The organism is Ralstonia sp. RL, from assembly GCF_001683835.1.
GTDB lineage: Bacteria > Pseudomonadota > Gammaproteobacteria > Burkholderiales > Burkholderiaceae > Ralstonia > Ralstonia mannitolilytica.
On sequence record NZ_LWRX01000129.1, the window covers coordinates 19,267 to 29,930 of the forward strand.

The following is a 10,664-nucleotide window of genomic DNA, read 5'->3' on the forward strand; positions in this document are numbered from 1 at the left end:
CCCTGACCGATTTGAACCGAACCGTTTTCCCCCACTGACACGATGCTGAGCGCAGAACAGGCCCGCGAACTCTGGGCGAACTCCGAAGAAATCGTCAGCGAAGAGGCCGTGCGCGGCTCGCTGGACCGCATGGCCGAAGAGATCACCGAGAAGATCGGCGACACCTTCCCGATGGTGCTCTCCGTCATGGGAGGCGCGGCCGTCTTTACCGGCATGCTGCTGCCCAAGCTGACCTTCCCTCTGGAGTTCGACTACATCCACCTCTCGCGCTACAACAACCAGACGGTGGGCGGCGAGATGCAATGGCGCGTCGCGCCGCGCGAGTCGGTCAAGGGCCGCACGGTGCTGGTGCTCGACGACATCCTCGACGAAGGCGAAACGATGGCCGCCATCCGCTCGCGCATCATCGACATGGGCGCCGCCGAGTTCTACTCCGCCGTGCTGTGCGAGAAGAAGCTCGCCAAGGACAAGCCGCTGTACCCCGATTTCTGCGGTTTTTCCGTGCCGGACCGGTACGTGTTCGGCTGCGGCATGGACGCCAAGGGCTACTGGCGCAACCTGCCGAGCATCCGCGCGCTCAAGAACACCTGACGTAGCGCGCGGGCAAAAAAATGGGCGACCACCGAGTCGCCCTTTTTGTTGCCGGCGCCGCGCTCAAAGCTGTTGGGCGAAGATGCGGATGCCCTTGAGCAGCATCTCGACCGAGATCGCCACCAGGATCAGTCCCATCAGCCGCTCGAAGGCCATCACGGTACGCTCGCCCACCAGTCGCTGGATGTGCGTGGCGCTCAGCAACACCACCGCGCACACGGCCATCGTCGCGCATAGCGAGCCGACCCATGTCCACATGCGACCCGGCGCCTGCGACACCAGCAGCATCACCGTGGCCATCGCCGACGGCCCAGCGATGGCGGGAATCGCCAGCGGCACGATGAAGGGCTCGGTGGTCGGCTGCGCATCGGCGGCGCCTTCGCGCGGAAAGATCATGCGCAGCGCGATCAGGAACAGCACGATGCCGCCCGCGATCTGCAGCGACATGTCGGTCAGGCTCATCATGCGCAGAAAGCCCTCGCCGAAGAACATGAAGACGAGCAGCAGCGCAAACGCGATGCCGACCTCGCGCAGCACCACGCGGTTGCGCCGCTCCACCGGCACCGGCCGGAGCGCAGAGATGAAGATGGGAATGTTGCCGAGCGGATCGGTGATCAGCACCAGCAGAATCGTCGCCGAGAGGAACGTGTATTCCATGCGCCCGACCGTCGCTCAGGCACTGCGGCGGTACGGGCGTTCGCGCAACCACTTGGTGGCGATCCACTTTTCGCCGCGCTCGACCGGCAGGCCGGCATGCAGCGTGTCTTCATCGAGCGTGCCATCGGGCCGCTTGTAGACGAAGAAGACCGCGTTGCCCTTGACTGGCGCCACCTCCAGCCCGAGCTTCGGAAAGCCCGTCGCGCCGCCGGCCTGCACGCTGTTCAGGTAGATGACCATGGTGGCCACGCGCTGGCCGCCGACCTCGAGCTGGCGCGCCTCGCCGGTGCGGCCCGGATTGAAGAAATCGAAGTGCGGCTGATATTCGCCGCCCGGCTCATAGTGCAGCACCTGGAAGCCCTCGCCGTGCTCGACCGGTACGCCCACGGCCTGCGCGATCCGCGCCTCGATCCGGGCGATGAGCGGGTGCTCGCCCACCTGGAACATCGCACCCTCACTGGTGCGCGCGGCGATCAGGTTTTCCTCGCCGGTCTCGGGGTTCACCACCGGTGAACGCTTGAGCCGATTCCGCCCGATGGCGATCAGCTGGTCGCACTCGTCGTCCGAGAGGAAGTGCTGGAACAGCACGATGCGCGGCGTTTCGATGGCGAAGAGGATCGGAATATCGCCGTCGGCCGTGCGGACGGCATTGCTGTTCTCATCCGGCGCCTCCACGGCAGGGACGGGTACGGGCGCCCCGGAAGGAGCCGGCGCGCGACGGGCAAGCGCCTCCTCGACCACGCGCCGTGCGAAGGCGCCGTCATAGCCGGATTGCACCATCGAGGCCACCAGCGGCTCTGCCTCGAAGCCTTCGTCCACGTGACGCTGCAGCCAGTCGTGCAGCGCGTCGGACATCGTCGCGTACGGTTGGGTCGTAGACATGCGCAGGATGCAGCGAGCGGGAAAGATGGCCCTATTGTAGGCCGACCGCCCGCTAGAGGACGATCACGAACCGCCGGCGATCCGCAGCGGCGAGAACGGGTTGCGCGCGGGTGCCTCCGGCGCGGCCTTTGCACGCCGGCCACGTTCGGCCGGAACCGGCGCGGATACCGTCATGGCGCTCGACTCCTCGTACTGCCAGCGCTTCCACGCCGCCAGCACCGCATTCGGATATTGCGGCTGGCCCCGGCTGCCGTTGTAGCGGCCCAGCGCCAGGTACAGGTTGCCGCCTTCCATGTCGAGGTAATGCCGCAGGATCGTGCAGCCGTAGCGCAGGTTGCTCTGCAGGTGGAAGAGCTTGCGGACGTCCTTGTCGCCGATGGAACGCGTCCAGAACGGCATCACCTGCATCAGGCCCATCGCGCCGGCGCTGCTGATGGCGTACTTGCGGAAACCGCTTTCCACCTGGATCAGGCCGAGTACGAGCGCCGGGTCCAGGCCCGCGCGCTTGGCCTCGTAGTACGCCGTCTCGATCAGCTCGACGCGTACCGACGCCTGCGGAATCTTGCTCGACAGGCGCACCGACATCTCGGCCAGCCAGCGCAGGTAGCCGAGCTGCTCCTCATTGCTGGCAAACACGGGGCGCAGCGGGCGGCTGTCGGCCACGGCGGCAGACAGCGCACTGCGCACGGAGTCCGCCAGGTATTCCTCTTTCTGCGCGCCCGCCCACGCCGCCTGCGCGCCTGCAAGCAGCACGGCCGCACACAGTGCGGCGGCAATCGGACGGGGCAGGCGGCAGCACATGCGGTGGCGTGCGTTATTGCGCGAGACGCGCCTTCAGTGTGGCCAGCACATCGGCCGGCGCCACGGCGGTGGCGGCCTCATCGCGGCGGCCCTGGAATTCCAGCTTGCCTTCCTTGAGGCCGCGGTCACCCACCACGACGCGGAACGGCACGCCGATCAGCTCCCAGTCGGCGAACATCGCGCCCGGGCGCTCGCCACGGTCATCCAGGATGACGTCGATGCCTGCGGCGACCAACTCTGCGTGCAGGCGGTCGGCCTCGGCGCGCACGGCGTCGGAGCGGTCATAGCCCACGGGACAGATCACGACCTGGAACGGCGCGATCGACGCCGGCCAGATGATGCCGCGCGCATCGTAGTTCTGCTCGATGGCCGCGCCGAGGATCCGCGTGATGCCGATGCCGTAGCAGCCCATCACCATGGGCTGGGTCTTGCCGTTCTCGTCGAGGAACGTGGCGTTCATCGCCTCCGAATACTTGGTGCCGAGCATGAAGACGTGGCCGACTTCAATGCCGCGGCAGATGGAGAGCGTGCCCTTGCCGTCCGGCGAAGGGTCGCCTTCCACGACGTTGCGCAGGTCGTAGACTTCCGGCTCGGGCAGGTCGCGGCCCCAGTTGGCACCGGTGTAGTGGTAATCCTCTTCGTTGGCACCGACGACGAAGTCGCTCATCACCGCCACGGTGCGGTCCGCCACCACCTTGACCGGGTGCTTGGTGCCGATGGGGCCCAGGTAACCGGGACGCGTGCCGAATGCACGCAGGATTTCGCCCTCGGTGGCGAAGCGGAAATCGGCCAGGCCCGGCACCTTCGATGCCTTCACCTCGTTGAGCTCGTGATCGCCGCGCAACAGCAGCAGCCAGATCTGCGGCTCGCCGCCATCCACGTCCGTCGCCAGCACGATCGACTTGACCGTGCGCGACAGCGGAATGCCCAGCTGTTCGGCCACCGCCTCGCACTTGGCGCGGCCAGGCGTGTGGGTCTTCGTGAGCACCTCCGTGGCGGCACCGCGGGGCGTGGCCGGCGCCACGGCCTCGGCGGCCTCGACGTTGGCGGCGTAGTCCGACGTCGGGCAGTACACGATGGCGTCTTCGCCCGTCTCGGCAATCACGTGGAATTCCTGCGAGCCCGAACCGCCGATGGCGCCGTTGTCGGCCGCCACCGCGCGGAACTCCAAGCCAAAACGCCGGAAGATGCGCATGTATGCGTCGAACATCTTCTGGTACGAGACCTTGAGCCCTTCCGCGTCGCGGTCGAAGGAGTACGCGTCCTTCATGGTGAATTCGCGGCCACGCATGACGCCGAAGCGCGGACGGCGCTCGTCACGGAACTTGGTCTGGATCTGGTAGAAGTTGACCGGCAACTGCTTGTACGAGCGGATCTCGGTGCGGGCGATGTCCGTGACCACCTCTTCCGAGGTCGGCTGGATGACGAAGTCGCGCTCGTGGCGGTCCTTGAAGCGCAGGAGCTCGTCGCCCATCTTGTCCCAGCGGCCAGTCTCCTGCCACAGCTCGCCCGGCTGCACGACCGGCATCAGCACTTCCACCGCGCCGGCGGCGTTCATTTCCTCACGCACGATCTGCTCGACCTTACGGATCACGCGCAGACCCACGGGCATATACGTATAGAGGCCCGCGCCGAGCTTCTTGATCATGCCGGCACGCATCATCAGCTTGTGCGAGACGATCTCCGCGTCGGCGGGCGCTTCCTTGAGAGTGGAAATGAAGAACTGGGACGCTTTCATGCGACTGACAATAAGGGATGGCGCGGCGAACCAAAGCCGCGAGAACAAGGGCAAAAGCCACCGGAATCAGGAGATGAGACGTGGCGTCGGCCGCACATTGGCGTGCTCGGCGCCCTCCCCCAGGAGGCGCGAGTGAGCGGCAACATTTCGGCTTCGGTGACAGCCGGGCCACGGGCCGCTCTATAATCGGCGTAATTCTAAAGTATTCGAGGTGCAGTCATGCTCGATCGTGAAGGCTTCCGCCCGAACGTCGGCATCATCCTCATCAACGCAAGAAACGAGGTGTTCTGGGGCAAGCGCATTGGCGAGCACTCCTGGCAGTTTCCACAAGGCGGCATCAAGTACGGCGAAACGCCCGAACAGGCGATGTACCGCGAACTGCACGAAGAAGTTGGCCTGCTGCCGGAACACGTCCGGATCGTCGGTCGCACGCGCGACTGGCTGCGGTATGAGGTGCCGGACAAGTTCATCCGCCGCGAGATCCGCGGCCACTATCGGGGCCAGAAACAGATCTGGTTCCTGCTGCGCATGGTCGGTCGCGACTGCGACATCCAGCTGCGCGCCACCGAGCATCCGGAGTTCGATGCCTGGCGGTGGAGCCAGTACTGGGTGCCGCTGGACGCCGTCATCGAGTTCAAGCGCGAGGTGTACCAGCTGGCGCTGTCGGAGCTGTCGCGCTTCGTGCAGCGGCAGAACCGTGCACCGCTGTCGCCCTACGGGCGCACGGGCCAGCACCGCGAGCGCGACGGCCGCGAGCGCCCCGGCGCCCAGGCAGGCCGCAGCGATCCACCTGGACGCGGACAGCGCCCGCAACCGGCGCTGACGACGGCCACGTCCACCACGGTCATCGTCGAAACGGTAAGCGTGCCCCTGCCGGGCCCCTCCTCCTCTCCCAACCCCGACGACACGGTTCCCAAGGACAATTCGTGACTCTGAAGACGACGACACGTGGAGCGCGACGCGCTCTCGTGCCGCTCGCGCTGGCGGCTGCGCTGGCGTTGGCGGCATGTGGCCACAACCGCACTGGCGATCTCGAAGACAGGCTGCTGCTGGACCCGTTCAATGACAAGCCGTTCAAGGAAGACGCTGTCACCTTCCCCGCTCCGCCGGTCGACCGCGATGCGGTGCCGTTTGAGGTCGGCGGCCGCAGCGATTCACCGCTGCGCTTTGCGATCGATCCGAAATCGGTGTCCATCGGCAAGGACAACGTGGTGCGCTACACGGTGCTGATCACCAGCCGGACCGGCGCGCGCAACGTCAACTACGAAGGCCTGCGCTGCGACACCGCCGAGCGCCGCATCTACGCGACGCTGCGCAACGACACCAACCAGTGGGTCGGCAATCGCGCCGTCGACATGAACGAAAGCGCCAACGCCGACTCCGCCAGCATGAACGCCTACAAGGCCGCCGGCGACTGGCAGCGCGTGGGCAACGGCGGGCCGACCGACTACGCCTCGGCCCTCATGCGCACGTACTTCTGCGACGTGCGCTCGGTGGCGGGAGACGGTCGGGCCTCTACGCTCGTGCGGCGGCTGAGCCAGTCCGGGCGCTATTACGGGCCCTGAGCAACACCGCGCATCCAAAGACAAAGGCCAACCCCTTGCGAGGTTGGCCTTGTTGTTTTGACCCGTCCGAGCGGGATCAGAGCAGCACGAGGTTGTCCCGGTGGACGAGCTCGGCCGCGCTGACATAACCCAGCACGGCTTCAATCTCGGAGGAAGCCTTGCGGGCAATCAGCCGCGCCTCGGCAGACGAATAGTTCGTCAGCCCGCGCGCCACTTCGCGCCCGGCCGCATCCACGCAAGAGATCACCTCCCCGCGTGCGAACTCACCCTGCACCTCGGTCACGCCGATCGGCAGCAGTGACTTGCCGCCCGCCGTGAGTTTTTCCACCGCGCCGGCATCGAGGACAACGCGTCCGCGCAGCTGCAGGTGGTCGATCATCCATTGCTTGCGCGCCGCCATGCGGCCCGTCTGGGCGCGCAACTGCGTGCCGATGGCCTCGCCGTTGGCCAGGCGCGCCAGCACGTTCTCTTCACGACCCGAGGCGATGATGGTGTGCGCGCCCGACTTGGCCGCGCGCTTGGCCGCCAGAATCTTCGTCAGCATGCCGCCCTTGCCGATGCTCGTGCCGGCACCGCCGGCCATCTGCTCCAGGTCGGGCGTACCGGCCTGCGCCTCGTCCACGAAGCGGGCGTTCGGATCCTTGCGCGGGTCGGCGGTATAGAGGCCGCGCTGGTCGGTCAGGATGATCAGCGCATCGCCTTCGATCAGGTTGGTGACGAGCGCGCCAAGCGTGTCGTTGTCGCCGAACTTGATTTCGTCGGTGACGACCGTGTCGTTCTCGTTGATGATGGGCACGACCCCCAGGCCCAGCAGCGTGAGCAGCGTGGAGCGCGCGTTGAGGTAGCGCTCGCGGTCGGCCAGGTCGCCATGCGTGAGCAGCACCTGCGCCGTGCGGATGCCGTGCCGCGCGAACTCCGATTCGTACACCTGCGCCAGGCCCATCTGCCCCACGGCGGCAGCGGCCTGCAGTTCGTGGATCTCCTTCGGACGCCTGGCCCAGCCCAGGCGCTGCATGCCTTCGGCAATCGCGCCGGAGCTGACCAGCACGACTTCCTTGCCGGCCGCGCGCAACGCTGCGATCTGCGCTGCCCAGCGTGCGATGGCAGCCTGGTCCAGGCCTCGTCCGTCATTGGTGACCAGACTGGAACCGACCTTGACGACAAGGCGGCGCGCATCGGCAATCAGCGAACGCAGGGCCATGGTGGCGTGTCTCCGAAGAATGTTGTGTTTATGCGTTGGTGTCGCCGTCGTGATCGACGTTGTGCAGCGTCGGATCGAGGCGCAGGTCGGGCGCGGCGGCGGCGGCGTCTTCTTCGGCGCGCAGTTCGTCCAGGTATTCCTGGATGGCGTGGACCAGCGCCTGCGTGCCATCGTGCGTGAGCGCCGAGATGCGGTGCACCGGCCCTTTCCATTTGAAGCGCTTCACGAAATCCTTCACGCGCGCTTCACGCTCTTCCTCGGGCACCATGTCGAGCTTGTTCAGCACCAGCCAGCGCGGCTTGTCGTACAGCTCGGCATCGTACTTCTTCAACTCGCCGACGATGGCCTTGGCCTCGGCCACCGGATCGACGCTCTCGTCGAACGGCGCCAGGTCGACCACGTGAAGCAGCAAGCGCGTGCGCTGCAGGTGGCGCAGGAACTGGTGCCCCAGGCCGGCGCCTTCTGCCGCGCCTTCGATCAGCCCGGGGATGTCCGCCACCACGAAGGACTTCGACGGACCCGTCCGCACCACGCCCAGGTTCGGGTGCAGCGTCGTGAACGGGTAATCGGCAATCTTCGGGCGCGCGTTGGAGATGGCGGTGATGAGCGTGGACTTGCCTGCATTGGGCATGCCGAGCAGCCCCACATCGGCGAGCACCTTCAGTTCGAGACGCAGGTTGCGGCGCTCGCCCGGCTTGCCGTCGGTCTTCTGGCGCGGCGCGCGATTGGTGCTCGACTTGAAGTGGATGTTGCCCCAGCCGCCCTCGCCACCGCGCGCCAGGCACAGGCGTTGCCCGTCGACCGTGAGGTCAGCGATCAGCTCGTCGGTATCGGCGTCATAAATGACCGTACCGACGGGCAGGCGCAGGGTGATGTCCTCGCCCGCGGCACCGTAGCAGTCCGAGCCACGGCCGTTCTCGCCGTTGCGCGCCTGGTGCTTCTTGGCAAAGCGGTAGTCGATCAGCGTATTGATGTTGCGGTCGGCCACCGCCCACACGCTGCCGCCGCGTCCACCGTCACCGCCGTCCGGCCCCCCGAACGGGACGAATTTCTCGCGGCGCATCGAGGCGCTGCCGTTGCCGCCGTCACCAGCGATCACTTCAATCCGGGCTTCGTCGATGAACTTCATGGAGGTCTCCGCCCGTGCGGCACACGCGCACGGCAGTAAGGGAAATGGAGCTAACAGAACGCGCCGGCCACATCGTACCGCCGGGCATCATCGGCCGCGTTTTGTTAGCGCCAGAAACGAAAAAGCCCCGCACGGGTGCGGGGCCTTTTGACTACAAGGCTGGATCAGGCCGCCGGAACAACGTCGACGAACTGCTTCTTGCCTTCGCCGCGGGTGGCGAACTTCACGTGGCCATCGACCAGCGCGAAGAGGGTGTGGTCCTTGCCCATGCCCACGTTCACGCCAGCGTGCGTGCGGGTGCCGCGTTGGCGAACGATGATGCCGCCAGCGTTGATGGCTTGGCCGCCGTACACCTTCACGCCCAGGCGCTTCGACTCGGAATCGCGGCCGTTCCGTGTGGAACCGCCGCCTTTTTTCTGTGCCATGACTGAACTCCTATCCGGTTACGTAGACGACGCGGCCTTAGGCCACGATCGAGTCGATACGCAACTCGGTGTAATTTTGACGATGCCCTTGGCGCTTTTGATAGTGCTTACGACGGCGCATCTTGAAGATGTGCACTTTGTCGTGACGACCGTGGGAGATGACGGTGGCTTTGACGGCAGCCCCGCTCACCAGCGGCGCACCAACCTTGAGTTGGTCGCCGGCGCCCACTGCGAGCACCTGGTCAAGCGTGATTTCTGCGCCAACGTCCGCCGGTATCTGTTCTACTTTCAGTTTTTCGCCAGCAGCAACCTTGTATTGCTTGCCGCCGGTTTTTACGACCGCGTACATTGTCGGACCTCGTTAAAGAACTAAACGTGACTCTGGTGCCACTCGCAGCCCGCCTGCGCAGACAACGGACACAGAGAACTCGCAACTATACAAGAAAAACCCAAGCAAATCAAAGACTAAAGCGTGCCGCCCGCACAACGGCCTGCCACGCCGCGCCCAGCTTGCCGGCATGCCGGCCAAACCGCCTGCTTGCTCTATAATCTCGCGGTTTTTGCGCCGCACGCCGCGCGCATGCCGACGATCCGCCACCGCATCCCGCTGGAACCCGCCTTGACCCAGACCTCCGCCTCCGTCCTGCTCGCCCCCGTCGCTGAAGACATGCGCGCCGTCGACGCCGTGATCCGCCGCCGCCTCGGCTCGGAGGTCGTGCTGATCAACCAGATCGGCGAGTACATCATCAGCGCCGGCGGCAAGCGCCTGCGTCCTGTGATCCTGCTGCTCGTCGCAAATGCGCTTGGCTACAAGGGCGAACATCACCACGAGCTGGCCGCGGTGGTCGAGTTCATCCATACCGCCACGCTGCTGCACGACGACGTGGTCGACGAATCGGACCTGCGCCGCGGCCGCAAGACGGCCAACGCCGTGTTTGGCAACGCCGCGAGCGTGCTGGTGGGGGACTTCCTCTATTCGCGCGCCTTCCAGATGATGGTGCAGGCCGACAGCATGCGCATCATGCAGATCCTGGCCGACGCCACAAACATCATTTCCGAAGGCGAGGTCTTGCAGCTGCTGAACATGCACGACCCCGACGTCACGGAAGAGCGCTACCTGCAGGTGATCCGCTACAAGACAGCCAAGCTCTTCGAGGCCGCCGCGCAGATCGGCGCGGTGCTCTCTGGCGCGGATGCCGCCACGGAAGAGGCCGCCGCGGAATACGGCCGCCGCATCGGCACCGCGTTCCAGATCGTCGACGACCTGCTCGACTACACCGCCACGGCCGACCAGATGGGCAAGAACGCGGGCGACGACCTGCGCGAGGGCAAGCCTACGCTGCCGCTGATCCATCTGCTGCGCAACGGCACCGAAGAACAGCGCACACTCGTACGCCAGGCCATCGAGCAGGGCGGCACCGAACATTTCGACGCCATCTTCAGCGCCATCCACGCTTCTGGCGCGCTCCACTACACGCGCCAGGCCGCCGAACGTGAAGCCGCTGCAGCCGAAACCGCAGCAAACGCATTGCCCCCTTCCCTTTTCCGCCAGACGCTGATAGACTTGTGTGCTTTCTCGCTGCAACGTCAGTCCTGACGCGCACGGGATCTGCGAAGAAGCATCGGGGTGTAGCTTAGCCTGGTAGAGCGCTACGTTCGGGACGTAGAGGCCGGA

Annotated in this window: 12 protein-coding genes; 4 read left to right on the forward strand and 8 right to left on the reverse strand. The window is 65.9% G+C overall.

Features of this window, described 5'->3' with window-relative positions:
- Window positions 1-42 precede the first annotated feature (42 nt).
- Window positions 43-591: a hypoxanthine-guanine phosphoribosyltransferase gene (locus tag A6M56_RS11700; protein WP_045785954.1), complete on the forward strand. Its 549-nt coding sequence runs from the start codon at window positions 43-45 to the stop codon at window positions 589-591.
- Between the two features lie 63 nt (window positions 592-654).
- Here A6M56_RS11700 and A6M56_RS11705 read toward each other — a convergent pair whose 3' ends face one another.
- The 4 genes from A6M56_RS11705 to A6M56_RS11720 form a co-directional block, all read right to left on the reverse strand.
- A complete protein-coding gene (locus A6M56_RS11705; protein WP_045785953.1) occupies window positions 655-1,248 on the reverse strand; it encodes a MarC family protein in 594 nt (197 codons plus the stop codon).
- 15 nt (window positions 1,249-1,263) lie between these two features.
- A complete protein-coding gene (locus A6M56_RS11710) occupies window positions 1,264-2,130 on the reverse strand; it encodes a 2OG-Fe(II) oxygenase (RefSeq protein WP_045785952.1) in 867 nt (288 codons plus the stop codon).
- A 63-nt stretch (window positions 2,131-2,193) separates the two neighbouring features.
- The gene (locus tag A6M56_RS11715; protein WP_045785951.1) at window positions 2,194-2,931 is read right to left on the reverse strand and encodes a lytic transglycosylase domain-containing protein; all 738 of its coding nucleotides are present in this window, start codon (window positions 2,929-2,931) and stop codon (window positions 2,194-2,196) included.
- Window positions 2,932-2,944: 13 nt separating this feature from the next.
- Window positions 2,945-4,669, reverse strand: a complete 1,725-nt coding sequence (locus A6M56_RS11720; RefSeq protein WP_045785950.1) for a proline--tRNA ligase — start codon at window positions 4,667-4,669, stop codon at window positions 2,945-2,947.
- A gap of 219 nt (window positions 4,670-4,888) precedes the next feature.
- On the opposite strand from A6M56_RS11720, the gene A6M56_RS11725 reads away from it, so the two are divergent.
- Window positions 4,889-5,599 (forward strand): RNA pyrophosphohydrolase, encoded by a 711-nt coding sequence (locus A6M56_RS11725; protein ID WP_045785949.1) that lies wholly within the window; start codon window positions 4,889-4,891, stop codon window positions 5,597-5,599.
- Window positions 5,596-6,234, forward strand: a complete 639-nt coding sequence (locus A6M56_RS11730; protein ID WP_045785948.1) for a CNP1-like family protein — start codon at window positions 5,596-5,598, stop codon at window positions 6,232-6,234. Before A6M56_RS11725 ends, A6M56_RS11730 begins: the two co-directional genes overlap by 4 nt.
- 76 nt (window positions 6,235-6,310) lie before the next feature.
- On the opposite strand, the gene proB is transcribed toward A6M56_RS11730, so the two are convergent.
- The 4 genes from proB to rplU all read right to left on the reverse strand — a co-directional run bounded on the left by proB (window position 6,311) and on the right by rplU (window position 9,338).
- Window positions 6,311-7,435, reverse strand: coding sequence for a glutamate 5-kinase (gene proB / locus A6M56_RS11735; protein WP_180964244.1), 1,125 nt, complete (start codon window positions 7,433-7,435; stop codon window positions 6,311-6,313).
- Between the two features lie 28 nt (window positions 7,436-7,463).
- Window positions 7,464-8,564, reverse strand: coding sequence for a GTPase ObgE (obgE, locus tag A6M56_RS11740; RefSeq protein ID WP_045785947.1), 1,101 nt, complete (start codon window positions 8,562-8,564; stop codon window positions 7,464-7,466).
- Window positions 8,565-8,728: 164 nt separating this feature from the next.
- Window positions 8,729-8,989 carry a 50S ribosomal protein L27 gene (gene rpmA / locus A6M56_RS11745; RefSeq protein ID WP_009241587.1) on the reverse strand — a complete coding sequence of 87 codons (261 nt, stop codon included), beginning with the start codon at window positions 8,987-8,989 and terminating at the stop codon, window positions 8,729-8,731.
- A gap of 37 nt (window positions 8,990-9,026) precedes the next feature.
- Entirely contained in the window at window positions 9,027-9,338 is a 312-nt protein-coding gene (gene rplU, locus A6M56_RS11750; protein ID WP_004633023.1) for a 50S ribosomal protein L21, read from the reverse strand.
- A 318-nt stretch (window positions 9,339-9,656) separates the two neighbouring features.
- Between rplU and ispB the strand changes: the two genes are divergently transcribed.
- The gene (gene ispB, locus A6M56_RS11755) at window positions 9,657-10,586 is read left to right on the forward strand and encodes an octaprenyl diphosphate synthase (RefSeq protein WP_102080286.1); all 930 of its coding nucleotides are present in this window, start codon (window positions 9,657-9,659) and stop codon (window positions 10,584-10,586) included.
- Window positions 10,587-10,664: the final 78 nt, after the last annotated feature.